The organism is Kluyvera sichuanensis (assembly GCF_014218705.1).
GTDB lineage: Bacteria > Pseudomonadota > Gammaproteobacteria > Enterobacterales > Enterobacteriaceae > Kluyvera > Kluyvera sichuanensis.
In genome coordinates this window covers 1-23,420 of the sequence record NZ_JABBJF010000049.1, presented here as the reverse complement: position 1 = coordinate 23,420, position 23,420 = coordinate 1, and the positions used below count along the sequence as shown (strand labels likewise).

Genomic DNA, 23,420 nt, shown 5'->3' with positions numbered 1-23,420 from the left:
GCCTGAACCCCTTTAAAACACACAGCACCATCCGATTTGTCCGGAGGTGAGGCTATGACCCGAATGAGCACAATTTACAGCAGACTTTCATATGGAACAGGCACCACGCTGACCGGCTGCGGTGTATCAGCGAAGGCATACGCCGAAACAGCTAAAACAGCAAAAGAGGTGTCCTGGATGTTGGCCGACAGAATTGCAGGGTTAAGCCTGAGCGACTGGGCAATCATTGTCGGTATCGCATGCACCGTTATCACCTGTGCAGTGAACTGGTACTACAGGCAAAAGGAAAGGGAGGACCGGCTTAATGGCAATGTCACCAAAGCTGAAGAATAGCGTTATTGCAGCTATACCCGCTGGCGCTATTGCTATCGCTGCGGCATTGATTACTGGCCCAACGGGTAATGATGGCCTTGAAGGTGTGCGCTATCAGCCTTATCGGGATGTTGTTGGAGTGTGGACGGTATGCTACGGGCACTCTGGCAGCGACGTCAAAATCGGGAAGACGTACACCGAGACAGAGTGTGCCATTCTGCTCACAAAAGACCTGAATACCATCGCACGTCAGATTGACCCCTACATCAAGGTTCCGATCCCGGCAACAATGCGGGGTGCACTTTACTCATTCGCGTACAACGTCGGTGCTGGCAACTTCAAAAACTCCACGCTGCTACGCAAAATCAACCTGGGCGACACAAAAGGAGCTTGCGAACAACTGCGGCGCTGGATCTATGCTGGTGACAAACAGTGGAAGGGTTTAATCACCCGGCGTGAGATTGAGCGTGAAGTTTGCCTGTGGGCAGAAAAACCTCAGGTTCTTGGTGATGGGCTCGGGCCGCTTAACCCAGGCATTCCGGTATCAGTTCCGGGGGTATTCTGATGAGCCCGAAACGCCAGATTATTGTTGGGTTGCTGCTGGTGGCCGTCGCATTCATCGCCGGCAGTGCATGGAGCAGCCGCGGTTGGGAAAAGAAGTGGGCGGAACGTGACAGCACGGAATCATCGCAAACAGCTAACGCACAGACCGCTGCCCGCTGGATTGAACAAGGGCGCATAATTGCCCGTGATGAGGCTGTAAAAGATGCACAAGCACAAGCCGCTAAATCGGCCGCTACTGCTGCTGGTTTGTCTGCCACTGTTAGCCAGCTGCGCGCCGAAGCAACAAAACTTGCCACCCGCCTGGACGCCGCAAAGCACACCGCAGATCTTGCCGCTGCCGTCAGAAGCAAAACAGCCGGAGCCGACGCCGCAGTGCTCGCCGACATGCTCGGACGCCTTGCAGAAGAAGCTCGATATTATGCTGGACGAGCTGACGAAAGCTACCGCGCTGGAATGACGTGTGAGCGGATTCATGACTCGGTGAGAGAGTCAAATAGCCAACAATGAGCTTCGCAATCAGCAGTCGCCAGATGAAAGAGAATAAGCATGTACTGGCTGTTGAGCATGAGTACATTATGCATCCACATTTGCTAGTTGGATGACAGAAATTGGTTAATAATTGAACGGAATGCGGTATGATAAACCACATTCATTAAAAGGTCAGCCATCATGTCATTCTTCGATTACGCAATGCAGCGTGTTGGGCTTGTAGCCAATATGACTGTCACGTGTCCGATATGTGGACATAAATCTACTCAGTCGACCACGAAAGTACGTCAGCAACAGGTATTACTTTGCCCAAAGTGTAAATCGCTTTTTATCATTCACAGGTAGTCGGTCGCGATACAAATAACCCTAGGCCTCGCAATAGCGGGGCTTTTTAACAACTGAGGTATGCGAATGACAGTAGTTCTTACAGCTACGCAGATTGAAGACCTGGCAGCATTCGCGAAAGAAGATGGCCAGCCACAATACACTATCACTACCGGGACAATCCCTGAGTTCGAAGCTGATGATGGTGAGGTTATCCCCGAATATAAAGGACTACTCGCTTACTCAGATTCACTGGATCACGGTGTATTGCAGCTTGACGACTAACGGCATTACAGCAGGCATTCCATGAGTGTCTGCGATAATGCAAATTGACGGACTCGTCAGAAATCCTTTACAAAACATGATGTTGACTTAAATTGTTGCGTGGGTTAGCTTGAGGTTAGTTCACACAGGAGGTCATATGTCACAATCAGCGCTTGCTACTGAATTAGAACTCACTGACGATGAGTTGGATTCCATACCTCTATCACCTGAAGACCTTGAGGAGAATACAGGGCATTCAGGCGATATGGTATATGAGTACTATTTCTATGTTCCCGATACTACCCCTGAAGATATTCTTAGCAAGAAAGGATGGGAAATAGGTGAGTGTGTTTACTTATCTATTAATGTTTTTGATGACCCGGATTCGGAGCAAGAATAGAACGATAAGCATAATGCACCGCCTCCGGGCGGTTTTTTTATGTCAGTACACTGGAGCGTTTATGGCAACACTCAAAGACCTTTCTCAGCAATTAAAGAAGGTACAAAAGCAGGTGCCATATGCTACAGCACTAGCTATGACAAAAGTTGTTCGTCAAATAGAAACGGCACAGAAAACAGCGTTCGAACGACATCTGGAGAGCCCGACACCGTTTACCGTTAAATCAGTTGGTTCGGTGGCGGCAAGGAAGAACAACCTGACTGCAAAGGTTTTTGTCCGCGATACCGCGGCTGGTTATCTGGAACCATTCGAGTTAGGTGGAGAGCATAAGCTCAATAGCCAAGCGCTATTGAACCCCAAGAACGTCAAGCTAAACAAATACGGCAACATGCCGCGTAATAAGCTCTCACAGCTTAAAGCAAAGGAAAATGTATTCGTAGGTGAGGTTGATGGCGTTAACGCTGTCTGGCAGCGTAAGAAGCCGATGAAAGCTAAGAAGCGACGGGCCAAACGTTCCGCTAACGGGACGCGAAGACCGAAACGCAAACAGCGTTCTCCAAAGCTTTTGATCCGGTTTGGTGATGCGCTACCTGTGACTCCAGTGCTGGGGTATATGGATAGGGCCCGTACCATGGCGAACGCACTGCTACCGTCTGCTTTAAATCAGGCGATAGCAGAAGCCATCAGGACGGCAAAATAAAAGCAGTAACTTATAAGTTAATTTCGCAAGCTTTTATGAAGCTGTTTACTGCAGTTGTCGATCCAGAAACATTGGCTGACATGGAATGCTGGTTTCCGCCATCCTTTGTTTGCACACCAACTAACACTTTGGATTTCGCCCCCTGAAGCTGCTTAAGCACTGTTTTTAGTTGGTCCGCGTCATCCGATTGAATCTGGAGGCTCTGAACATTACGTCTTGAAAGGGTAGCATCGAGCTTCACTGCGGTATTCCCGTCGACCTTCATTATCAGGTCCATTGGTACCTCTGATAGTGATTCGGTGCTTTTATCCATTTCAACGTATGCCGCCGATAGCTTTTCTTTAGTGCAGTCAAACACAATGGCGCCATTGTCGGATGAAACCTCGCCAAGCATCATTGCTTTCTTACCACCAGAGAAAAGGTCATCTTCAGTATTAGTTACCCACTGGGCATGAGCAATTGGTGATGCCAGCACTGCGGCTACGAAAGTTATTTTGATTATATTGTTACCCATTACATTCTCCTTGTATTGAATAGGAATAATCATAGTCGGAGCGAATGGTCGAAGCCATTAAAAAAATGGGTCCTTCCTGAGACTTTTGTAAGGTACGGGCATTGCGCGCCGCGGTGTTTTCCTAGCTACAACTTTCAGATTTGTGTCCCATGTCCCACCTCTGGCGATCATTACGGACACCTCGCCAGCTCTGGCTATTCCAGTTTATTCCAGTGGGACATTCTGGTGGGACATGGCAAAAATGTCCCAGGCGAATGTCCCACCCCAGAAAATGTCCCAGGTGATGTCCCATGACCACGATGAACCAGAGTCAGTACGCACAACATTCAGGTGTGGATCGCAAAACAATTGGTCGGTGGATTAAAGCCGGGCGCTTCATTGTGATGGACGGAGACCTGATTGACGTAGAGGCCAGCGATGCGGCATTGAAGAAAAACCGCGATGGCAAAGACCCGCGCGCCTCGAACGCGAAGAAAAAGAAAACTCCCGTCGTTAGCGATAACGATGATGACGGTGATGAAATCAATAAAACTGTCCGCCAGATAATGCTCACTGAAGGGGCAGATCTTTCGAGAGAGGAAGCGGGACGTATCCGCGAGAATTACATGGCCCTGCAGGCAAAGCTGCAGTATGAAAAAGACAGCGGCCAGCTTATTGAGCTGACAGCAGCCGAGGAGGTTTTATTCAACGCCTTTCGCCAACAGCGTGATGCCTGGCTTAACTGGCCGTCCAGGGTGGCGCCGCTAATGGCTGCTGATCTGGATGTACCGGCGGACAGGATGACAGAGGTGCTGATTGAACATGTCCACAAACACATCTCAGTCCTCGGAGAGCCAGAGTTTAACCCGGCAGAAGATTGAGCGTCTTGAATTAAGCGTCCGCAAAGGCTGGACACCCCCGCCGCGTATCAGTGTGCCGCAGTGGGCAGATGACTATCGTAAGCTGGCAAAAGAGGCTGGGAGCACTTCGGGAAACTGGGAAACATCGACGGTAGAAATTGCCCGCGGACCGATGCTTGCCGCGACGGAGTCCGGGGTTCATATCATCACTGTAATGTGCTGTACCCAGTTGATGAAGACAGCACTGCTGGAAAACCTTTTTGGCTATTTTGCCCACCTCGATCCTTGTCCGATACTGCTGCTGCAGCCGAAAGAAGAAGCCGCTGAACAGTTTTCGAAAGAGCGTATTAGCCCGCTGGTAAGGGTGACGCCGGTACTGCGTAAAATCATCGGTGATTCGAAACAGAAAAGCTCGAAAGAAACCATTCTTTACAAGGCATTCACTGGCGGATTTCTGGCGCTGGCGGGTGCTGGTAGCCCTGATAACCTTGCGCGTCGTCCGATTCGTGTCCTGCTGGCGGATGAAGTGGACAAGTACCCGATAACCCGCGAAGGCGATCCAATTGCGCTGGCCGAAGAGCGTACAGCGACATTTGGCCTGACCTGGCTGTCTGTACGCGCCTGTTCGCCGACGGTGGAGGATGAGAGCCGCATTGCTGACAGCTACGCCGACTCCGATCAGCGCCGGGCATCTGTGGTTTGCCCGCACTGTGGCCACCGCCAGTTCCCCGACTTTTTCAAACACGTTCAGTGGCCGAAAGAGGGAGATAAACACCTGACTAAATCGGCGATGCTCTATTGCGAATGCTGTGGTAGTGGCTGGTCCGAAGGACAGCGCCTCAGAGCTCTGCACACTATTCGATGGCATCAGACGCGCCCATTTGAGTGCTGCGGGGAGCGGCACTCACCGCTGATGGATTATGACCTTGCCTGGCGGGCGGCAGACGAGGGCAGCGTTGAAAAGGTCTGGCAATGGTCAGAGTCGGAACGGCATGCGGTCTATCGCGCAATCTGCCCCTCCTGTGGAAAGGAGGCAGTCGATAACCACCACGCGGGGTACCAGGCATCCAAGCTTTTCAGCCCCTGGCAAAAAGATAAGCCGTCGGATATTGCGAAAAAATATATCGATGCGAAGGGCGATCCGGATAAGGAACAGGCGTGGTGGAATACCCAGATGGGGCTTCCGCACCGACCTAATCATGGGAAACAGCTCCCTGTTGATGTTCTGCTGGCGCGCCGGGAAATATTTCCGGCCGTCGTTCCGGACGGGGGGGCATTGTTAACAGCTGGAGTTGATACCCAGGACGATCGCTTCGAAATTACGATCACCGGCTGGGGGAGAGATGAAGAATCGTGGTCGGTCGCGCATGACGTTATTTATGGTGACCTTGAGACGGAAGAACCCTGGAAGCGACTGGATGCATACCTGAAACAGATCTGGCGACGTGGTGACGGGCGCGGCCTGAATATCATGGCAACGTGCATGGACTCCGGTGGCCACCATACGCAGAAGGTATACGAATTCGCCAAAGAGCGTCTTGGCCGTCGTGTCTGGGCAATTAAGGGGGAGTCTGCACAGGGAGGTAAACGCAATCCTGTCTGGCCGACCAAACGACCATCATCGAAAAGCAAAGCCAGTTTCCGCCCTGTCATTCTGGGGGTTAACTCAGCGAAAGACGTGATACGCGGTCGCCTGCATCTTGAGCCACCCAAACCTGGCGCCGCCGCTGCGGGTTATATGCATTTTCCTGACGATCGCGATCTCGGGTACTTCAATCAGCTGCTGGCGGAGCGACTGGTTTACAAAGTCATTTCCGGGCAGCGGTACAGTATCTGGGAAGCAATACCAGGACGAGCTAACGAAGCGCTTGACTGCCTCGTTTACAGCTATGCCGCGCTGTGCGGTCTCAAACATATGGGGTTAAAACTCAACGTCCGGGCCGCCAACCTCGAAGCCGATCCGGATAAGTTCCTGCCAGCGCCAGTTGGACAGGAAGAAAAAATCAATTACGAGCTGCCGGGTGCGGTTATTGAAGAACCAGCGCCGGTCAAACGTAAGCGAATATCGCAACTCCTGCCGAAATAAGGAAAATCATGTTCAACCGGAACACCAGCCTGCTTGCCGGCGCAATGACTGACGATCAGCTCAGGGATGCGCTTGCGAAAGCTCAGCAGGCGTACATTGATTTAGCAACCGGGAGCCACGGTGTTTCGTTTTCCTATACGCAGGGAGACGGGACGCGATCAGTGTCCTATCAGCAAAGCACCCTGGCTGATCTGCTGGCCCTGATTCAACTTCTGCAGGCGCAACTGGGGATTATCTCTCGTCCCCGGAAACCAGCGAGGTTTAGATTCTGATGAATAAAGTACAGATACTGGGCTCTGATGGGCAGCCGTTGCGACAGCAGCGTCCCTCTATGCTGGTGGGGGGGAGCCGCGTACCTTATGACGCAGCTGACTCTTTCAGCGATCAACTGGCGAACTGGCAACCCGCGCTGTGGTCCCCGGACAATGAAATTAACATTTACCGGGATCGCATCGTGTCCCGCGCACGCGATCTGGTCCGTAATGACGGCTGGGCAAACGGTGCGGTCACACGTCTGCTGGATAATGCGGTTGGTGCCAACTTCCGCCCCATCATGAAACCCGATTACCGTGTTCTCAGAATGATCACCGGAAACAAGGCGTTTGATGCGTCCTGGGCGGAAGAGTACGGAAAAGCACTGGACGGGCACTGGCGGACCTGGAGTAACGATCCTGGCCGGTATTGTGATGTTGAACGAAAACTCACCGTGTCGCAGATGTTACGCCTGGGATTTCGTCATAAGCTTATTGACGGGGATGCTCTGGCCATTCTCCAGTACAGAACTGACAGGCTTGGTCCCGGAAGAGGGCGTTACGCCACCACGGTACAGATTGTCGATCCTGACCGCCTCAGTAATCCTCAGCAGAATTTCGATATGCCAAATGTCCGTGGTGGCGTTGAAATTGATGCGGACGGTGCGCCGGTTGCTTACCACATCAGGGAGGCCCATATCGGTGACTGGTGGAGCGGGGCTAAAACCATGACGTGGCAGCGTATCCCGCGTGAAACTGACTGGGGCCGCCCGCATGTGGTTCACGATTTTGATCATGAGCGTGGCGCGCAGCACCGCGGTAACGGCATCCTGACTCCGGTTATTCAGCGTCTGAAAATGCTGGTGAAGTATGACCAGAGTGAGCTTGAGGCAGCAATTCTTAATGCCATATTTGCCGCTTACATTGAGTCACCCTATGACCCTGCGATGGTTCAGTCTGCCCTGGGCGAGACCTATGACGAGTCGGAGTTAGGCACTTATCAGGACGGGCGTGTTGAGTTCCATAACGATCGGCGTCTGACACTTCAGAATGGTGCCCGAATGCCCATTCTTTATCCTGGTGAGAAAATCACGACGGTTAACGCGGCGCGGCCCTACAGCAATTTTGAAGTCTTCGAATCTGCTGTTCTCCGTAATTTTTCTTCAGGAACAGGGTTGTCCCCACAGCAGGTCACCCAGGACTGGTCTGACGTTAACTACAGTTCTGCACGCTCCTCGTTGCTGGAGGCATGGAAAACACTGACTCGCCGCCGGGACGATTTTTCTACCGGCTTCGCTCAGCCCATTCTCACCGCCTTTGTTGAAGAAGTTCACGACAATGAGGATTTACCCCTGCCCGCAGGCGCACCTGATTTTGTTGACGCCAGAGCCGCGTATTCTCGCGCGCGCTGGATGGGGCCAGGGCGCGGCTGGGTGGATCCGGTTGCAGAGAAAAAAGGCGCCATTCTTGGTCTGGATGCCGGACTTTCCACCCTCGAGATTGAGGTGGGTGAAAACGTCGGTGAAGACTGGGAAGAAGTGCTTGATCAGCGCCAGAGAGAAATTGAGTCATGTCTTAAACGCGGATTACCGCTTCCGAGCTGGGCACAGGCTGACCAGTTTGCGAGCCAGACCATTACCGATCCGGAGGAAAAGTGAATCTACCCCATCTGGCCCAGCGATTATTTAACACCCCGCTGGCGCTGCACCCGAGTAAAGCCGAAGTCATCATGGCATCCGTAATGGACCGATTTGGTATCAGTAAAATCGAATCTTCTCTTGCCATGGAGGATGACTGGTACGGATATGACGATAACCGGGGACGTGAATCCCGTAGTGATCCGGGTTATGACAATGTGCTGGGTGTCGCCGTCATCCCGATATGCGGAACGCTGGTGCAAAAACTGGGCAGTCTGCGTCCGTACAGTGGAATGACAGGGTATGACGGCATTCGTCAGGCGTTTCTTACTGCGATGGAAGATCCCGACATTTCGGGCATTTGCCTGGATATCGACTCACCCGGCGGCGAGGTCGCTGGATGCTTCGATCTGGTTGATGTCATTTACGGCTCCCGGGGGAAAAAGCCTATCCATGCCATTCTGACGGAAAGCGCTTATTCCGCTGCGTATGCCATTGCCAGTGCAGCGGACCGGATTTCTGTTCCGCGCACCGGCGGAGTGGGTTCTGTGGGTGTGATCACCATGCACCTTGACTGGACGCAGCGGATTAAAGATGACGGTCTTAAAGTTACGATCATCACCTATGGATCCCGCAAGGCTGAAGGTTCGCCGCTGAGAGAGTTGTCAGATGAAGCGCTGGCCGCCATCCAGCAGGACATTAACACCATGGGCGAATTGTTTGTGAACACTGTTGCCAGAAACCGGGGGATTAGCGCAAAGGTTATAAAAAGTACCCAGGCCGCCTGTTTTATGGCTGCTGATGGCGTTGAAATTGGACTGGCTGATGAGGTGTGTCCTCCTGACGCTGCGTTCAAAAACTTACTTGAAAAAACAGGAGCCTGAAATGGCAAAGAAAAAGACGTTTAGTTTTGCTCACCTCATTGGTCTTGGCCCTTCCGCTTCTGAGGAAGAAGAGGATAAAAAAGCCAAAAAAGCGAAAGCCCGTCGCGCGGAAGAGGACGAGCGCGAAGATGATGCCGATGATGATGAGCGCGACGACGACGCGGAAGAAGACGAACGCGACGATGATGCTGAAGATGACGGCGATGATCCGGATGCGTCAGAAGATGATGATTCTGAAGACGACGGCGACGACGATCGCAAAGAGAGTAAGGCGGTAAAATATGCACGCGCTGCTGAGCGTAAACGCTGCGCCCGTATTTTCGGCAGTAAGCATGCAGCTGCGAATCCTTCACTGGCCGCGTCACTGGCTTTCAATACCGGGATGAGTTCTGCGGCAGCAATTAATGTCCTAGCCTCTTCGGCTCCGGCCGCAGCCGCATCTCAGCCATCCCGTAAACGCTCTCTCGATCAGCGTATGCAGGAAAGCCACCAGGTCCGGCTTAATCCGGATAGCGGACAGAAAGAGACCGGAAAGTCTGCGCTGGTAAGTAAAATGACCGGCCTCTACAACTCCACAAGAGGAGAGAAATAATGGATCAGTTTGGTCAGAATGCGTTTGCGCCTGGCATGAAGAGCGCGCTGTTTGTTCCGGATCAGCTTGTCGCTGGCACACTCCAGCTGGTGACTGACACCGGGATCATTACGGGCGGTGCCTTTAAGCGTGGTACTGTCCTGGGCCTGGTGGCTGCCAGCGGGAAATACACGCAATGTGTGAAAACGGCTGAAGATGGCAGTCAGTTACCCGTTGCTATTCTGGTTGATGATGTTGATGCATCGTCTTCCGATCAGAACGGCGGCCTGTATCTGATGGGGGAATTCAACCAGCACCGAATTATTTTTGATAACTCCTGGACGACCGCTGACCTGAAAAAAGCGCTCCGACCGCTGGCTATCTTCCTGAAAGACAGTGACCAGGCACCTGTAACCACCTCCTGATTTCCCCCACGGCTCTCCTGACGAATGCTTTAACCGGCAGGGGCTGGCTCGTTTAAATTTTTTGCCAGCTGCGGCTGGCACTATCAAGAGACTGAATATGGAAAATATTTTTGATACCAGCGTGCTGGTGCAGGTTGTTCCTAACCTGAAAACCAGTCAGAACTGGCTGCTCGATCGCTTCTTCCCGAATGTCGTGACTTACGAGACTGAAGAAGTGGCGATTGATGTTGATGTCGGCCTGCGTCGTATGGCGCCGTTCGTCTCCCCGCTGGTGGAAGGTAAGCTGGTCGAATCCCGTAAATACCAGACCAATACCTTCAAACCGGCATACATCAAAGATAAGCGCGCGCCGGACCTGCGCAAACCTATCCGCCGCCAGATTGGTGAGCGTATTGGCGGGGAATATACCGCTGCCGAGCGCGAAATGCTGAACCTTCAGTTTGAAATGACTGACCAGATTGACATGATCAACCGTCGTCTGGAATGGATGGCGGCGAGTGCGCTGGTGTCTGGGACCGTAACCGTCGCCGGGGAGGGCTATGAAACTCAGGTGGTGGATTTCGGGCGTGCTTCGGATCTGACCATCACTCTTAGCGGCTCGGATAAATGGCCACTGACCGTTGCAGCTGGCGCTACCAATACCCAGCCATCAGATGACATTGAAATCTGGCAGACTACTTTCCTGAAAGAGTCCGGCTCTGTCGCCACGGATCTGGTCTTTACGAATAAGTCATGGCGTGCATTCCGACTGGATACCACCATCAAGGATAACGCCATTACATTCCCGGCGCTGAGCCCGTTTGGTAACCAGATTAACGCCGGCCCACAGGTAATGAAGGGCGCAATTTATAAAGGGCGCTGGGGTAACTTTGACCTCTGGTTATATAACGACTGGTTTATTGACCCGCTGGACAACGTCGAGAAGCCTATGATCCCCGATGGCGCTGTCATTATGAGTGGTGCCGATCTGATGGGTACCCGCGCATTTGGCGTTATCCTGGACCCGGCTTTCAACTACGGTCCGCTGGCTTATGCGCCAAAATCCTGGGTGAAAGAAGATCCAGCCCAGCGTCTTATCCTGATGCAATCCTCCCCGCTGGTTATTCCGAGCCGGGTAAATGCATCCCTCTGCGCAACGGTGGTCTGATATGGCAAAACAACCTAATACCGGGCTGGCTGATGATCTGAATGCAGAAGGATCTGCCAAAGACGGCCTGAGCGTTGACGACCTGAATGCTGGCGATAACACCCAGGAAAAACAGCCTTTGAGCAAAACAGATGATGCCGAATTGTCTGTTGATGACGATGGTGGTGACGAAAAATCCGGAGACACTGAATCGCAGGAGTATGTGGTGTTGAAAGGGAATTGCATTCGTCATGACGGGGAGATGTACCGCGAAAATATGCGCATCCCTGTAACCGGCAAAGATGCTGAGCGTCTTCTGCAGTCCGGCGTTATTGCTGATGTTGATGTGCTTCGTAAGCGAGTTCTTGCTTCTCAGCCATCAGTTTCAGTTACGACAGGGTAATGACATGGGCGTGGACTGGGATTCTCATCTTCTGAGTCCGCTGCATGATGTCTTTGGCGATGAGCACGAGTACCGTCCACGTAACGGTACTCCTTTTACAATTAACGGGATTTTTGACCGTGGTTATGCGCAGGTTGCTGAAAACCTTGATGGCGATTCAGAAATTAACACCTCCAGCCCGATGTTGGGTGTGCGCGATGCTGAATTTCGCAAGCTGGGTAAATCGCAACCTGCTGTATCTGACCGGGTATTTATAAAGACGGTCGGTGGTCACATCATCAATCAGTTATTTGTTGTGTCAAACGTCGAACCCGACAGTCATGGCGGATCTCGTCTTGTCCTCAATGTGGTAAAACCGCGATGAATTCAGCAGCGATACGGCAAATGGTTGTCACTGCACTAACCGGGACAACCAGCGCGGGCGACCGCGTATTCTCTCCACGCGACTGGTCAACTTCACCAGATATGTATCCTGTGTTGTTGGTTCAGACGCCTTTTGAACAGAAAAAATCACAGGGGCGTAATACCCCTGCTTTTACCACCCTCACCACTGTCAGGATCACTGGGCGCGTTCAGGAGTATGACGGCGATACAGTGGATGATGGAGCCATGCGGGCAGAGCTGGCGCTTGAAAGCCTTCGCGAGCAGGTGGAGCGCGCGGTGATCAACAGCTACGAACTGACGCGGAATATTCAGAAATACGCGGAAGTTCGTTCAACCATCAATGTTGATTCAGAAGGAGAGGCCCATATGGGGCAGCTTCTTTTCGAGATCGACATAGAGCATTACCAGGGGCCGGAAGATTTTTATCCTGTCCAGTCGGTTCCCCTTGAGGGCATGGATATTGCGGTCGACATGCCAGACGGCACAGTTAAACCGGGTATCAGCCTCAATCTTCAGGAGTAATCCATGTTTGTTAAGCCGAACAACGGGCTCAGCGTTCGCTGCCCCGTCAAGGGCATCCCATTGCCTAAAGAGGGTGCTGAAGTACCTGACAATATTTTCTGGCGTCGCCGTCTGAGCGATGGGGACGTGATCCTCTCTAAAAAGGATGAGGGCGCGCCAGAGAAACAATCATTACCTAAAAAAGCGGGAGAAAATGAATGACCGTACCTTTCGCTCGTGTTCCCGATAACCTGCGGGTAGGGCTTTTCTTCGTTGAGTTTGATAACTCAATGGCGAATAACGCCACTGCCACGCAGCGCACCCTGCTTATCGGTGGGATGCTCAGTACCGGCTCAACCCTCCCTGGTATTCCGCAGCGAGTTTCCTCTTCGGATACCGTCGGTGAGCTGACAGGAAAAGGGGGAATTCTGCAGGCCATGATGGCGGCGTATCAGAAAAATGATACCGCAGCCGAAGTCTGGATCCTGCCGCTGGAGGAAGACTCCGATTCCATGGTGGCTGCAACCGGCACCATTAGAGTGAGCAGCGCACCGACGGCAACCGGAGTGATCTCCCTTTATATTGCTGGTGAGCGCATTCAGTTGACCGTTGTAGCAACAGATACGGTGGCAGCAATCGCCACCTCTCTGGCCGCGGCGATTAACGCAAAAACCACGCTACCTGTAACCGCCAGTGCGACTACGGATACCGTAACCCTGACCGCGAAGAATCTTGGTGCTACGGGTAATGGGATCGACATTCGCCTGAACTTCCTCGGCTTACCTGGAGGCGAGTCCACACCTGCAGGCCTGGAACTGACGATTACTGCTATGTCTAACGGAGTCGGGGCTCCGGATATTACCGGCGAGCTGGCAAACCTGCAGGATCGGACATTCGATTTCATCATCAACCCTTACGACGATACAACCTCGTTGAATGTGATGAAGGAGTTCCTGTCAGACACTGGCGGTCGCTGGGCATGGGACAAGCAGCTTTATGGCCATTCCTTTGGTACCACCACCGGGACTTACGCCCAGCTCGGTACCAAAGGTGAGCTGCGCAATAACCAGCATGAGACCCTGCTGGGCGTAAATAAATCGCCGTCCCCTTCCTGGGCATGGTCTGCAGCTTACACCGGCGCAGCTGCGGTGAGTCTGAGTAATGACCCCGGCCGCCCGCTACAGTCGCTCGCTGTTCAGGGGGTGCTTGCGCCAGAACTGCAGGATCGCTTTGAGCTGACCGAGCGTAACAATCTGCTGTACAGCGGCATTTCGACATTTACGGTCGATGACGATGGCACGGTGCGCATTGAAAACCTGATCACCACCTACCAGAAAAACAGCTATGGCGATGCAGATGACAGTTATCTGGAAGTGGAGACGCTGTTCAGCCTGATGTTTGTGACCCGCTACCTGCGCACAGCGGTGACCAGCAAGTTTGGCCGTATGAAGCTTGCTGCGGATGGAACCCGATTTGCACCTGGCGCGGCGATCGTCACGCCAAACATTATCAAGGCCGATCAGATTGCCGAGTACCAGACTCTGGTATGGAACGGTTATGCGCAGGATGCGGAGGCATTCGCAAAAAATATCATCGTCGAGCAGAACGCCAAAAATCCGAACCGCGTCGATGTGCTGTGGCCGGGAACCCTCATGAACCAGTTGCGCATTTTCGCGCTGCTCAATCAGTTCCGCACTCGGGCTGAATCAACAGGAGCTTAAACGATGGCAGGTGATACTACTAACCGCCTGGCGGGAACCGCCTATGTCACTGTTAACGGTGTGACGGTAATGGTGGAGGGCTCGTTTAAATACCAGGCTGCCACCGTAAACCGTACCACCCTGACAGGGATGGATGGTGTGCACGGATATAAGGAAAAACCTGTGGCGCCATACATTTCTGCCCGACTGCGTGACAGTGGCGGAACGAATGTGCAGGGCTTTAACCAGCAGACGAACGTCAACGTGATCGCCGAGCTGGCTAACGGGAAAACTATCATTGGCCGTTCACTCTGGACGGTCAACGTCCAGGAAGTGGAAAGCGAAGATGCAGTATTTGATGTTCGCTGGGAAGGCCGCGACGTAACGGAGAACTAAGATGGCTGAGATTGAACGCGTCAAAATTATTCCCTTAACCGTAGCGCTGGATGATGTCGCGGAGAAGACCACCTATACGCAACTGGAGCTGAAAGCGCCAACGCTAAGCCAGGCGGAGCAGTTTTATGAGAAACAGGCTGCGTCAACGTCGCTCGCGGCGATGCGCCTGCTTATTGCGCTGGTTTCCGGTACGCGTGAAAGCGTGCTGCAGCCGATGGATTTTCTCGACTTCCGTAAGTGTGAGGAGTATCTGCTCAGTTTTTTGACCTGGAAGCCCTGACAACCTGGCAGGAAATGGCCGCTGACGTTACCTTCTATTTCCGCTGGTCTGAGGACAGGGCGTGGGGAATGACCCGCGCCCGGCTGAAATGGTGGGTGGCGCAGGCATCCCGGATAAACAAGCTTAGGAAACCTGAAGACGATGAGTAATTCTTTTGATTTTGAGCTGGTGGCCAGCGACCAGGTTAGCGAGGCTATAGACCGCATTAATGAGGCTGTCCGTGACCTGGAGCCGAAGCTAGATAAAACTAAAGAAGGGCTCAAGTTAGGCGGTCAGGAAACAGCCGACGGACTGAGCGGTTTTATTTCTCGCCTCGAGAATATGTCGAAGAGCGCGCGGGATAACGTGCAGTTTATTGGCGATATGGTTCCCCCACTGAAAATGGTGGGGGAGCTCACGGGGAAGATGGGGGCGCTGGGGTTAGCCGGTGCTGCCGGCTACGGACTGAAACAGGTCGCTTATGGATTTCGGGAGGCATCCCGTCAGGCCTATAATCTTGATGTCTCGGCAAAAAATGCGGGAATGCGCGTTGACGATTTTACCCGACTTTCCGGGGCAATGCGTATTCTTGGAGCAGACAGCGAGAGCGCTAATGCATCAATAGAAGGTATTTTCAAAGCATTCAATGAGGCTGCCAGCGGTAAAAACGAGGGGGTTATGGCCGCGATGGCGCAAATTGGTGCGCAAATCCAAAAAAACAGCGATGGTTCAGTAAATACCCTTAAAACACTGGAGTCTATCGCAAAAATTTTTCCAACCTTACGACCTGAACAGCAGAAGTCCGCCGCTGATGCACTTGGACTCACGCCCGAATTGCTGGCGCTAATGCGTGACGGTGAGCGCATGAAAAAGCTGCTGGCGAAATCGGATGAATTTGGTCTGACCGTGGATCCGGCACTGAATCAACAATTGAGTGAAGTGAACGGCACTATGAATGAGCTCAGCGCATCCTGGGATGGTCTGTGGCAACGTTCAAAAAACAAGGCACTTAAGACCATTCTCTCGGATGGTTCAGTCAAAGACGGCCTTGAAGGTGTTACCGATCTGTTCACGAATGGTGATTTTACTGGGCTGTCTCATGCTCTCGGTTTTATCAACAGCAATGATGCTGAGAAACTACGGCGCATTCAGAACGATAAGGAACTTTATAACAGTTTACCCCGCAGTGAACGTGGACAGGTTGACGCGGGTTTCATGACTGATGCTGTAAGAAAGCGGTACGATGCAAATTACCGCGCGACCGATTCTGCGATTCAATTGCAGAATGATATGGCTGCAGTAACGGGCCCACGTGCTGCCGGAAGCAAATATGTGCCTTACCGCCAAAATGGCCAGTATGATGACTTGCTGAATGAAGCTGGACAGCAATACGGTGTTGATCCTCGTCTACTGAAAGCCATTATGACTCAGGAATCTGGTGGAAATCCCAATGCTATCAGTAGTGCTGGTGCGAAAGGATTGATGCAAATTATGCCGTCCAATTTCCGTTCGACCGGCGTAACAGACTGGACGGACCCTCGGCAGAATATTATGGCCGGGGCAAAAATCATGGCCGAAAATCTGAAAAGTTCTGGTGGTAATATCCCGCTGGCGCTTCGTTATTACAACGGTGGTTATGATACAAGCCGCTGGGGGCCGCAGAACCGGGCTTATCCTGGGGCGGTTCTTGGGCACTATCAGAAAATCATTAATGAAGAACCTCTGACCCGCGATGCTATCCCTGAAAATCATGCTAATGAGCAATCAACAGCTATGGGTATGAACCTTCCAGTTCAACCTGGTGATGAATCGGCTTCTCCTGATGGCGAGGTTAAAAGTAAATCGACTGGTACGGGAATTATCCAGCCCCCACAGCCTGGCACAGAACAAAATCAGGCTTTGGCCGATAAACTCACCAGCTCATTTAAAAGCGCTGTCGAAGATCAAAAGCTGAAGCTTGAAATCACCATGGTTGACAGTAAGGGGGGCAGAAAGGAATACAGTACACAGAACGGCGGGAGGATAACGCTTCCAATGCCCTACTAAGGCGGTATTATAGAGCACGATAATATTTCATATTGGATGGGTTATATATGTCAAAGCTCTCTGTTTTTATTTTTACTCTGTTATTTTGTTCATTGCCTTTCCGCTCATACTCGGATGATTTTAGCAATAAGGCAGTTAAATCTTATCAGGCTGGTGATTGGGTTGTTGTTGAGTTCGCGGCTGACAAACAGCTTGTTTATAAGATGGCGACAGAGGCCATAAATAAAAACCTCAAAGAAACATATCTTAGCTTTTATTTTACGCCTCCACAGAGTTGTAAGCCTACAACCGCTGAAATAGTTATGTTTATGGGTGGGTATAATGATGCTCTTGATGGAGGCAAGGTCCCTATGGCATTCAAAATCCCTGGAGGGAAAGAGGATGTGGAGGTGGTCGACACAAGTATGCAAAAAAATGATCAATTTGCATTTTTCAAATTCCAACAGTTAACAGTTCAGAAACTAATGAGTTCGCCAGGTAATGGGAATCTTGCTGTCTGGATCCCTTCTAGTGGTGACAAAAGAGTGAAAGGTTCATCTAATATGTATTTTTCATTAAACGGTTTCAAACAAGCTTATGCAATAGCGAATAAATTGTGTACTGATAACCTCTAACCTAAACGACAAGAGTAAATTTCAATATAAGCCCGCGTTTATACGCGGGCTTATTCTTTCTGGAGGCGCGATGCCGTCAATTATTCAGGATGCAATAACTTCTCTTTTGGGGGGAGATGCCAGCGATGACTGGCAGGGGCAGTTACGGCCCAGCTCATTCAGAGGTGTGCCATTTGCAATTGTTGCTGAGGAAGGTAGCCACGGTCGACGCCAAGCGGTACATGAATATCCCTACCGTGATACAGCCTGGATAGAGGATATCGGGCGGGCAACACGGCGATTTGTTATTCGCGGTTTCTTGATCCAGAACAGCCAGGTTTACGGCGGCGGCGATGCAATCACACAGCGCCAGTCACTGATTGAAGCCTGTGAACAAAAAGGTAGCGGTACGCTTGTCCATCCGACACTGGGCGAATTAACGGTTTCCATCCCTGAGAATGGTTTGCGTATTTCCGGGTCGATGGAGAACGGGCGAGTATTTGAATTTACTCTGATGGCAATTGAATCAGGGCTTAAAGTGTTTGCCGTCACGGGCAGTACCGTTGCAGGTGCCACGGTGAAAACCAACTATCTGAAACTGGTAAGCACTGCTGTGCTGAGTACGATTGCCAGGGTTAAGAGTGAGATCCGCGGTGTCACACAGGCTATAAACACCATCAGAGGTACGGTCACGTTCTGGACTAACATGGTTGACAATACCATCAGCCAGGTAACGAATCTCAGCAATGTCCTGAACTCCACGTTCGGGAATACCCGGTACGGACGTTACAGTAAAGGCTCTGTGGGCGGTAGTTCCTCTGCTGTTGCTGGCAAATCGTCAGTAGCTGATGTGGATGATGAGAGAGCACTGGCTGACAAGGTAACAGCCCAGTCGGTAATGGACCGGAAAAATGTTACCGACAGGTCGAGCCAGCTTAGCAGCTCCAACACACCTGATGAGTTTGTCCAGGGCGTCGCCGACGTGGTAAACGCAATTCTTAACAGTGCCGGCAGCGTTAATGACCGAATCACAGCGCTGGAAAAACTGGCTAATTCAATCAGCACGGAGTACCAGCAGTCCGACAGCAGCAAAGCGATTTCGGCGACCATGAACACGCTGATTGTTGTGCTATGTACTGGTGCCATGACCAGTGCCGCTGCGGACTCCAGACCTGCCAGTACAGACGAGGCAGAAGAGTTAACGCAACGAGTTTCTGTGCAACTTGATACGGCGCTGGTTCTGGCTGGAGACCGCGCTGACGATGATATGTATAACGCGCTTCTCGCCGTCAGATCGGCATTCCTTTCTACGATGAGTGAGCGTGCTTCCGGTCTGAGCGAGCTTCTGCAGGTTACTACCGCTCAGCCGCTTCCGGCGCTGACGCTGGCAAACCGATTATACCAGGATGCCGCCCGTGCAGATGAACTGGTGCAGGAAGCGCGCGTACCGCATCCGGCGTTTATGCCGACAAACATGAAGGTACTGAGGCAATGAATGCAGACAGCGATCTGGATGTTGTTTCTTTGACGGTCGACGGCAAAATCATCGAGGGGTGGGATTCTGTCCGGGTAACGCGGGGTATTGAGCGTTTTCCCTCTGATTTCGATCTTGGGCTAATGGATTACTTCCCTGGCAACGAAGATCGTCAACTTGTTGAAGAGGGAATGTCCTGTGAAGTTCGTATCGGAGATGATCTGACACTGACGGGATATGTTGATGACTGGGAGCCCGCACTATCGCGCTCCCGCCATGAGGTCCGCGCCACGGGCAGGAGCAAATGTCAGGACCTGGTGGATTGCTCAGCCGAGTGGCCTAACAACGTCATTAATGCCAGTAATGCGCTTGAAATTGCTTCTCGCCTGGCATCCTACTACGGCATCACCGTAACCACGGATGTTGATGAACTTGTGAAGGTACCCCAGTTCACTCTGAACTGGGGTGAGTCTCCGCAAGAAGTCATCGATCGGGTGGCCAGATGGTCTGCTCTGCTTTACTACGATCAGCCCGATGGAAACCTGTTACTGACCCGGGTGGGAACACGTCGTGCGGCGAGTGGGATAGCCGAAGTGGTAAATGTCGAGCAGGCATACTACCGCAAATCGATGGCTGACAGGTTTTCAGATTATGTCGGTGTATCAATGAGCGTTTCTCCAATTGCAGGGTATTCGCCTGATACGGCCTATGACGCTGTGACTCTGGCAACGGCGAGAGATCCGGAGGCCGCCCGCATGCGGTACCGAAAACATATATCGATTGTGGAAAGTACCCTGATGGCTACTCAACAGGCACAAAGTGCGATCGACTGGGAAATGAACCGGCGGTACGGACGTTCAAAACAGCTCTCGGTAACCATCGATTCCTGGCGGGATAAAGACGGGAAACTGTGGGAACCAAACACATTGATCCCCGTTGATCTTCCCACCTTACGGTTGCCGGAGACTGAATTGCTACTGGCAGAAGTCACCTATATGCGCGATGACTACGGCACCCATGCACGCATGACGCTGATGCCGCCTGAAGCATTCGCCGTTCAGCCATATGCCTTCTACCAGAACCTGGCGGGATTCAATACATGAAGCAACTATTTAAACATGCAGCGACTAGGATCGCCGGCATGCTGGGGATTGGCCGGATCACGGCTATGAAAGATGGTGGGGTGGTGCAGTCAATCCAGTACCAGACTCCGCTGGAGGTGGCCAGCGCACCGCGGATGGCTGAATTTGGTTTTTCATCCGGCCTGCCGTCAGGGACTGACGTGGTTCTGGCTTTTATTGGCGGTGATCGTTCCAGCGCGGTGGTAATTGCGTCCAACCATCAGGGGTTTCGTCATACAGGCCTGAAAGCGGGCGAAACGGTCATGTATAACCAGTGGGGTCTTAATATTCTCCTGACGGAGAAGGGGATCTTCCTGGATGCAAAGGGCCAGAATGTTGAGGTCAATAACGCCACTAACGTGACCATCAATGCCAGCCAGGGGATTCTTGCAAATACCCCGATCCTGAGGTGCACGGGTGACATTGTTGATAACTGTGAAACCAATACCCGAACACTGAAAGAGCTGCGGGATGCACATAATGACCATGATCATGTGGTTAAAAATGCCCAGAGTGGCAATGACAATATCCGCAGCCAAAAAACAGAGGATCAGGTGACATGAGTGACATCGCTTCATTCTGGAATGTGGATGAGATATTTGCTGACTGGCAGAAAGGGCTGGGTGAACTCACCACGGGGAACGATTTACAGACTGCAATACTGGACAGCCTGTTTACCGACAGGCTGGCGCGCGCTGACGATGATTATGAGGATAGCGATCGCCGCGGCTGGTGGGGGGATTCCGGGGAGGAATCCCAACTGGGATCCCGGCTGTGGCTGCTACGGCGGAAAAAACTGACCCCGGATGTAGCAAAAAAAGCGGAGGAATACTCGAGTGAAGCGCTCAACTGGTTAAAGGTTGATGGCGTTGTCAGCGAGGTTATTCCTGTTGCAAGGATCGTCCTGCCTGACCGGCTCAATCTCATTATCCGCTATCAGGCACCGGGGAAGGACTGGCAGGAATTCAGGTTTTACTGGATATGGGAGCAACGTTAATATGCCGTTTAAACGACCGACGCTGAGCGAACTCCGCGACGGAAACCGGAAATTTATGCAGGCGGAGCTTGAGGATGTTGGTGCGCTCCTGCGCTTCGCGAACCTGAAGGTACTGGCTGACATGGATGCGGGGATGGGGCATCTGCATTACGCCTACCTTGACTATATTGCCCTGCAGACAAACCCGTTTACCTCTACCGATGAGTATCTCGCCGGGTGGATGGCCCTTAAGCAGGTATTCAGAAAACCAGCTGCAGCGGCGAAGTCGCCTGCGGTACAGGCTAGTGGCAGTGTTGACTGTATTATCCCTGTTGGCTCGATCATTAACCGCGGGGACGGATACCAGTACCGGACGGATGCAGATCTTAAAATTCAGGCAGATGGATTTGGTATCGTCGCGGTGACGGCCATACTGCCGGATATTACCAGTGATGTAACGGGTGGAGGCGCACGCGGTAACGCTGATGCCGGGACCATAATGACCCTGGACGCGAATATTGCTGGCGTGGATCCACAGGTAACGTTACTGTCCGCTGCGACCGGCGGAGCCGATATTGAAACGGAAGAGGATTTTCGCAGTCGTGGCTTGCTGGCATGGCAGAATCCGCCTCAGGGTGGAAGCGACGCCGATTATAAAAAATGGGCGCTTGAGGTTTCGGGCGTCACCCGCGCGTGGGTAAAGCGGCGTCTGAACGGGGCCGGGACCGTTGGCGTGTATATCATGTGTGATCGGAATGACAATGGTGGGTTTCCGGTCGGTACCGACGGAATATCCCAACTTGAGGACTGGGGGGCTGTTAAAGCCACCGGAGACCAGCTCGCTGTCGCCGACCACATCTATCCGCAGCAGACAGACACTGCCATTGTTTTCGTATGTTCCCCGATCAAGAAAGTCATCAATATTGAAATCTCTGGGATCAAAAATGCCGACAGCACCACAGTTCAGGGGATAAAAGACGCGCTGACGGCGCTGTTTTTTGATGAAGCTAACCCTGATGGTTCCGGGAAAGTTTACCTCTCTGATATTAACGGGAGTATCGGCGGTGTTAGCGGCACGACGGGCTATATTCTTAACTCTCCGACGGCCAATATCACCTTTGCTGTTGGCGAAATTCCGGTGCTTGGCGGGGTGAATTTTGTATGAGCCTCTTTTCAAAAAATGATTATGCCGGTGCGCTTGGTGCGCTGCTACCGACGGGCAGGGCGTGGCCCCGGTCGCAAAGAACGGTACAGGCTGCGGTATTACGGGCACTGGGCAGCGCGTTTCAGCGTTCTGACAACGATGCGCAAAGCCTGATTACTGGTGCTTTTCCCCCTACAGCGACGGTAATGTTGTCAGAATGGGAAAGCTCTCTGGGGTTACCAGATGATTGTGCGATTGGTGAATCCGGTGGCGTCAGCGATCGCCAGCGCGCCGTGGTGGCAAAGTTAATCAGCACCGGCGGCCTGAACCGCGATTATTACATCCGGGTGGCTGCAGCTCTTGGTTATACCATCACTATCACACAGTTCCGGCCCGCTATGAGTGGCATGTCAGTATGCGGTGATGCGCTTAACGGTGACGAGTGGCCATTTACCTGGCGGATAAATGCGCCACAAACAACGATCAAGTATTCGCTTGCTGGCGCGTCCTACTGCGGAGATCCGCTCGCATCGTGGGGCAATAAACAACTGGAGTGTTCAATCAACAAAATTGCCCCATCCCATCTGAACATCATTTTCAATTATTCATAACTGATATTTCCCCCTCTGATTTTATCGCTTAACACTAAGTGAGGATTAACTATGCTCCGAATCGGGCAAGTCGAAGCCACTGCAACGCAGGATGGCAAATATACTGATGGAAGTGTTGCTGGTGGTATTGCCGCAACGAGGCTGCGGGCAGCAGCGTTTAATGCCATGCAGGAAGAGTTAGCGCATATCGTAGAGTCAGCAGGATTGGCGCTCGACATTAACGATATGACTCAGGTTTTAAAAGCCATTCAAAAACTCACACTGAGCCGTGCAAACCCATTTGCCGATATCAAATCAGATGGTACTGCGGCGATTTCTACGGCTCTCGCAAACCTTGGTTTAGGAAGTTTGCCAACATTCGGAACGGCAGCATCAAAAGATGTTGGTACCGGAGCTGGTCAAATCCCAGATATGTCGTCATTTCCT

At 52.1% G+C, this 23,420-nt stretch carries 31 protein-coding genes and 1 pseudogene; 31 read left to right on the top strand and 1 reads right to left on the bottom strand.

Annotation, left to right across the window (positions count from 1 at the left end; translation table 11 throughout):
- Nucleotides 1–54: 54 nt before the first annotated feature.
- The 7 genes from HII27_RS26050 (at nucleotide 55) to HII27_RS26025 (ending at nucleotide 3,053) form a co-directional block, all read left to right on the top strand.
- On the top strand, nucleotides 55–333 hold the full coding sequence (locus HII27_RS26050; protein ID WP_016150496.1) for a phage holin: 279 nt from the start codon (nucleotides 55–57) through the stop codon (nucleotides 331–333).
- The gene (locus HII27_RS26045) at nucleotides 305–877 is read left to right on the top strand and encodes a lysozyme (RefSeq protein WP_317983871.1); all 573 of its coding nucleotides are present in this window, start codon (nucleotides 305–307) and stop codon (nucleotides 875–877) included. The genes HII27_RS26050 and HII27_RS26045 overlap by 29 nt, the downstream gene beginning before the upstream one ends.
- Nucleotides 877–1,383 (top strand): DUF2514 domain-containing protein, encoded by a 507-nt coding sequence (locus HII27_RS26040; RefSeq protein WP_185670147.1) that lies wholly within the window; start codon nucleotides 877–879, stop codon nucleotides 1,381–1,383. The genes HII27_RS26045 and HII27_RS26040 overlap by 1 nt, the downstream gene beginning before the upstream one ends.
- A 162-nt stretch (nucleotides 1,384–1,545) precedes the next feature.
- Nucleotides 1,546–1,710 (top strand): YnfU family zinc-binding protein, encoded by a 165-nt coding sequence (locus tag HII27_RS27320; protein WP_215532526.1) that lies wholly within the window; start codon nucleotides 1,546–1,548, stop codon nucleotides 1,708–1,710.
- 66 nt (nucleotides 1,711–1,776) lie between these two features.
- Nucleotides 1,777–1,974 (top strand): hypothetical protein, encoded by a 198-nt coding sequence (locus HII27_RS26035; protein ID WP_072667363.1) that lies wholly within the window; start codon nucleotides 1,777–1,779, stop codon nucleotides 1,972–1,974.
- Between the two features lie 136 nt (nucleotides 1,975–2,110).
- Nucleotides 2,111–2,353: a hypothetical protein gene (locus tag HII27_RS26030; RefSeq protein WP_016245909.1), complete on the top strand. Its 243-nt coding sequence runs from the start codon at nucleotides 2,111–2,113 to the stop codon at nucleotides 2,351–2,353.
- Between the two features lie 61 nt (nucleotides 2,354–2,414).
- Nucleotides 2,415–3,053: a hypothetical protein gene (locus HII27_RS26025; RefSeq protein WP_016245910.1), complete on the top strand. Its 639-nt coding sequence runs from the start codon at nucleotides 2,415–2,417 to the stop codon at nucleotides 3,051–3,053.
- Between the two features lie 10 nt (nucleotides 3,054–3,063).
- Here the strand turns inward: HII27_RS26025 and HII27_RS26020 are convergent, their stop codons facing one another.
- Nucleotides 3,064–3,567: a hypothetical protein gene (locus HII27_RS26020; RefSeq protein ID WP_001472855.1), complete on the bottom strand. Its 504-nt coding sequence runs from the start codon at nucleotides 3,565–3,567 to the stop codon at nucleotides 3,064–3,066.
- A gap of 290 nt (nucleotides 3,568–3,857) precedes the next feature.
- Here HII27_RS26020 and HII27_RS26015 point away from each other — a divergent pair, with 290 nt between their 5' ends.
- The 24 genes and pseudogenes from HII27_RS26015 to HII27_RS25900 all read left to right on the top strand — a co-directional run.
- On the top strand, nucleotides 3,858–4,427 hold the full coding sequence (locus HII27_RS26015; RefSeq protein WP_000210383.1) for a hypothetical protein: 570 nt from the start codon (nucleotides 3,858–3,860) through the stop codon (nucleotides 4,425–4,427).
- Nucleotides 4,369–6,492 carry a phage terminase large subunit family protein gene (locus HII27_RS26010; RefSeq protein ID WP_185670146.1) on the top strand — a complete coding sequence of 708 codons (2,124 nt, stop codon included), beginning with the start codon at nucleotides 4,369–4,371 and terminating at the stop codon, nucleotides 6,490–6,492. Before HII27_RS26015 ends, HII27_RS26010 begins: the two co-directional genes overlap by 59 nt.
- Nucleotides 6,493–6,500: 8 nt before the next feature.
- Nucleotides 6,501–6,764: a gpW family head-tail joining protein gene (gpW, locus tag HII27_RS26005; RefSeq protein WP_000483309.1), complete on the top strand. Its 264-nt coding sequence runs from the start codon at nucleotides 6,501–6,503 to the stop codon at nucleotides 6,762–6,764.
- Nucleotides 6,764–8,401 carry a phage portal protein gene (locus HII27_RS26000; protein WP_001045359.1) on the top strand — a complete coding sequence of 546 codons (1,638 nt, stop codon included), beginning with the start codon at nucleotides 6,764–6,766 and terminating at the stop codon, nucleotides 8,399–8,401. Before gpW ends, HII27_RS26000 begins: the two co-directional genes overlap by 1 nt.
- Entirely contained in the window at nucleotides 8,398–9,264 is an 867-nt protein-coding gene (locus tag HII27_RS25995) for a S49 family peptidase (protein WP_001052909.1), read from the top strand. Before HII27_RS26000 ends, HII27_RS25995 begins: the two co-directional genes overlap by 4 nt.
- 1 nt (nucleotide 9,265) lies before the next feature.
- Nucleotides 9,266–9,856: a hypothetical protein gene (locus tag HII27_RS25990; protein WP_185670145.1), complete on the top strand. Its 591-nt coding sequence runs from the start codon at nucleotides 9,266–9,268 to the stop codon at nucleotides 9,854–9,856.
- Nucleotides 9,856–10,260 (top strand): head decoration protein, encoded by a 405-nt coding sequence (locus tag HII27_RS25985; protein ID WP_001472189.1) that lies wholly within the window; start codon nucleotides 9,856–9,858, stop codon nucleotides 10,258–10,260. The genes HII27_RS25990 and HII27_RS25985 overlap by 1 nt, the downstream gene beginning before the upstream one ends.
- Nucleotides 10,261–10,357: 97 nt before the next feature.
- Nucleotides 10,358–11,407, top strand: a complete 1,050-nt coding sequence (locus HII27_RS25980; protein ID WP_000427679.1) for a major capsid protein — start codon at nucleotides 10,358–10,360, stop codon at nucleotides 11,405–11,407.
- Between the two features lies 1 nt (nucleotide 11,408).
- Entirely contained in the window at nucleotides 11,409–11,789 is a 381-nt protein-coding gene (locus tag HII27_RS25975; RefSeq protein ID WP_001118869.1) for a hypothetical protein, read from the top strand.
- 4 nt (nucleotides 11,790–11,793) lie between these two features.
- Nucleotides 11,794–12,153, top strand: coding sequence for a head-tail joining protein (locus tag HII27_RS25970; protein WP_000537794.1), 360 nt, complete (start codon nucleotides 11,794–11,796; stop codon nucleotides 12,151–12,153).
- Entirely contained in the window at nucleotides 12,150–12,695 is a 546-nt protein-coding gene (locus HII27_RS25965; protein ID WP_001083242.1) for a hypothetical protein, read from the top strand. The genes HII27_RS25970 and HII27_RS25965 overlap by 4 nt, the downstream gene beginning before the upstream one ends.
- A gap of 3 nt (nucleotides 12,696–12,698) precedes the next feature.
- Complete coding sequence (locus HII27_RS25960) at nucleotides 12,699–12,896, top strand: DUF2635 domain-containing protein (RefSeq protein ID WP_000497745.1); 198 nt, start codon at nucleotides 12,699–12,701, stop codon at nucleotides 12,894–12,896.
- Complete coding sequence (locus tag HII27_RS25955) at nucleotides 12,893–14,395, top strand: phage tail sheath subtilisin-like domain-containing protein (protein ID WP_185670144.1); 1,503 nt, start codon at nucleotides 12,893–12,895, stop codon at nucleotides 14,393–14,395. The genes HII27_RS25960 and HII27_RS25955 overlap by 4 nt, the downstream gene beginning before the upstream one ends.
- 3 nt (nucleotides 14,396–14,398) lie before the next feature.
- Nucleotides 14,399–14,770: a phage tail tube protein gene (locus tag HII27_RS25950; RefSeq protein WP_000896638.1), complete on the top strand. Its 372-nt coding sequence runs from the start codon at nucleotides 14,399–14,401 to the stop codon at nucleotides 14,768–14,770.
- A 1-nt stretch (nucleotide 14,771) separates the two neighbouring features.
- Nucleotides 14,772–15,050, top strand: a complete 279-nt coding sequence (locus tag HII27_RS25945) for a phage tail assembly protein (protein WP_126287318.1) — start codon at nucleotides 14,772–14,774, stop codon at nucleotides 15,048–15,050.
- Between the two features lie 141 nt (nucleotides 15,051–15,191).
- A complete protein-coding gene (locus HII27_RS25940) occupies nucleotides 15,192–17,075 on the top strand; it encodes a transglycosylase SLT domain-containing protein (RefSeq protein ID WP_126287317.1) in 1,884 nt (627 codons plus the stop codon).
- Between the two features lie 47 nt (nucleotides 17,076–17,122).
- Nucleotides 17,123–17,689 carry a hypothetical protein gene (locus HII27_RS25935; protein WP_126287316.1) on the top strand — a complete coding sequence of 189 codons (567 nt, stop codon included), beginning with the start codon at nucleotides 17,123–17,125 and terminating at the stop codon, nucleotides 17,687–17,689.
- Nucleotides 17,690–17,759: 70 nt separating this feature from the next.
- Complete coding sequence (locus HII27_RS25930; protein ID WP_126287315.1) at nucleotides 17,760–19,163, top strand: DNA circularization protein; 1,404 nt, start codon at nucleotides 17,760–17,762, stop codon at nucleotides 19,161–19,163.
- Nucleotides 19,160–20,245, top strand: a complete 1,086-nt coding sequence (locus tag HII27_RS25925; protein ID WP_185670143.1) for a phage baseplate assembly protein — start codon at nucleotides 19,160–19,162, stop codon at nucleotides 20,243–20,245. Before HII27_RS25930 ends, HII27_RS25925 begins: the two co-directional genes overlap by 4 nt.
- Complete coding sequence (locus HII27_RS25920; RefSeq protein ID WP_023568807.1) at nucleotides 20,242–20,826, top strand: phage baseplate assembly protein domain-containing protein; 585 nt, start codon at nucleotides 20,242–20,244, stop codon at nucleotides 20,824–20,826. Before HII27_RS25925 ends, HII27_RS25920 begins: the two co-directional genes overlap by 4 nt.
- Nucleotides 20,823–21,260: a phage GP46 family protein gene (locus HII27_RS25915; RefSeq protein ID WP_185670142.1), complete on the top strand. Its 438-nt coding sequence runs from the start codon at nucleotides 20,823–20,825 to the stop codon at nucleotides 21,258–21,260. The genes HII27_RS25920 and HII27_RS25915 overlap by 4 nt, the downstream gene beginning before the upstream one ends.
- A gap of 1 nt (nucleotide 21,261) precedes the next feature.
- Complete coding sequence (locus HII27_RS25910) at nucleotides 21,262–22,404, top strand: baseplate J/gp47 family protein (protein WP_001116110.1); 1,143 nt, start codon at nucleotides 21,262–21,264, stop codon at nucleotides 22,402–22,404.
- Nucleotides 22,401–22,994, top strand: coding sequence for a YmfQ family protein (locus tag HII27_RS25905; RefSeq protein WP_000051911.1), 594 nt, complete (start codon nucleotides 22,401–22,403; stop codon nucleotides 22,992–22,994). Before HII27_RS25910 ends, HII27_RS25905 begins: the two co-directional genes overlap by 4 nt.
- Nucleotides 22,995–23,045: 51 nt before the next feature.
- A pseudogene (locus HII27_RS25900) lies at nucleotides 23,046–23,420 on the top strand (gp53-like domain-containing protein); the annotation flags it as partial.

Coding starts and splice junctions, on each gene's coding strand:
- HII27_RS25920 (WP_023568807.1), top strand. CDS start 20,242: ATGAAGCAACTATTTAAACATGCAGCGACTAGGATCGCCGGCATGCTG.
- HII27_RS25940 (WP_126287317.1), top strand. CDS start 15,192: ATGAGTAATTCTTTTGATTTTGAGCTGGTGGCCAGCGACCAGGTTAGC.
- HII27_RS26010 (WP_185670146.1), top strand. CDS start 4,369: ATGTCCACAAACACATCTCAGTCCTCGGAGAGCCAGAGTTTAACCCGG.
- HII27_RS25970 (WP_000537794.1), top strand. CDS start 11,794: ATGGGCGTGGACTGGGATTCTCATCTTCTGAGTCCGCTGCATGATGTC.
- HII27_RS25945 (WP_126287318.1), top strand. CDS start 14,772: ATGGCTGAGATTGAACGCGTCAAAATTATTCCCTTAACCGTAGCGCTG.
- HII27_RS27320 (WP_215532526.1), top strand. CDS start 1,546: ATGTCATTCTTCGATTACGCAATGCAGCGTGTTGGGCTTGTAGCCAAT.
- HII27_RS26030 (WP_016245909.1), top strand. CDS start 2,111: ATGTCACAATCAGCGCTTGCTACTGAATTAGAACTCACTGACGATGAG.
- HII27_RS25980 (WP_000427679.1), top strand. CDS start 10,358: ATGGAAAATATTTTTGATACCAGCGTGCTGGTGCAGGTTGTTCCTAAC.
- HII27_RS25935 (WP_126287316.1), top strand. CDS start 17,123: ATGTCAAAGCTCTCTGTTTTTATTTTTACTCTGTTATTTTGTTCATTG.
- HII27_RS25915 (WP_185670142.1), top strand. CDS start 20,823: ATGAGTGACATCGCTTCATTCTGGAATGTGGATGAGATATTTGCTGAC.
- HII27_RS25965 (WP_001083242.1), top strand. CDS start 12,150: ATGAATTCAGCAGCGATACGGCAAATGGTTGTCACTGCACTAACCGGG.
- HII27_RS26020 (WP_001472855.1), bottom strand. CDS start 3,567: ATGGGTAACAATATAATCAAAATAACTTTCGTAGCCGCAGTGCTGGCA.
- HII27_RS26040 (WP_185670147.1), top strand. CDS start 877: ATGAGCCCGAAACGCCAGATTATTGTTGGGTTGCTGCTGGTGGCCGTC.
- gpW (WP_000483309.1), top strand. CDS start 6,501: ATGTTCAACCGGAACACCAGCCTGCTTGCCGGCGCAATGACTGACGAT.
- HII27_RS26015 (WP_000210383.1), top strand. CDS start 3,858: ATGACCACGATGAACCAGAGTCAGTACGCACAACATTCAGGTGTGGAT.
- HII27_RS25990 (WP_185670145.1), top strand. CDS start 9,266: ATGGCAAAGAAAAAGACGTTTAGTTTTGCTCACCTCATTGGTCTTGGC.
- HII27_RS26025 (WP_016245910.1), top strand. CDS start 2,415: ATGGCAACACTCAAAGACCTTTCTCAGCAATTAAAGAAGGTACAAAAG.
- HII27_RS25930 (WP_126287315.1), top strand. CDS start 17,760: ATGCCGTCAATTATTCAGGATGCAATAACTTCTCTTTTGGGGGGAGAT.
- HII27_RS25975 (WP_001118869.1), top strand. CDS start 11,409: ATGGCAAAACAACCTAATACCGGGCTGGCTGATGATCTGAATGCAGAA.
- HII27_RS26050 (WP_016150496.1), top strand. CDS start 55: ATGACCCGAATGAGCACAATTTACAGCAGACTTTCATATGGAACAGGC.
- HII27_RS25955 (WP_185670144.1), top strand. CDS start 12,893: ATGACCGTACCTTTCGCTCGTGTTCCCGATAACCTGCGGGTAGGGCTT.
- HII27_RS25925 (WP_185670143.1), top strand. CDS start 19,160: ATGAATGCAGACAGCGATCTGGATGTTGTTTCTTTGACGGTCGACGGC.
- HII27_RS25960 (WP_000497745.1), top strand. CDS start 12,699: ATGTTTGTTAAGCCGAACAACGGGCTCAGCGTTCGCTGCCCCGTCAAG.
- HII27_RS26035 (WP_072667363.1), top strand. CDS start 1,777: ATGACAGTAGTTCTTACAGCTACGCAGATTGAAGACCTGGCAGCATTC.
- HII27_RS25905 (WP_000051911.1), top strand. CDS start 22,401: ATGAGCCTCTTTTCAAAAAATGATTATGCCGGTGCGCTTGGTGCGCTG.
- HII27_RS25985 (WP_001472189.1), top strand. CDS start 9,856: ATGGATCAGTTTGGTCAGAATGCGTTTGCGCCTGGCATGAAGAGCGCG.
- HII27_RS25950 (WP_000896638.1), top strand. CDS start 14,399: ATGGCAGGTGATACTACTAACCGCCTGGCGGGAACCGCCTATGTCACT.
- HII27_RS26000 (WP_001045359.1), top strand. CDS start 6,764: ATGAATAAAGTACAGATACTGGGCTCTGATGGGCAGCCGTTGCGACAG.
- HII27_RS25910 (WP_001116110.1), top strand. CDS start 21,262: ATGCCGTTTAAACGACCGACGCTGAGCGAACTCCGCGACGGAAACCGG.
- HII27_RS26045 (WP_317983871.1), top strand. CDS start 305: ATGGCAATGTCACCAAAGCTGAAGAATAGCGTTATTGCAGCTATACCC.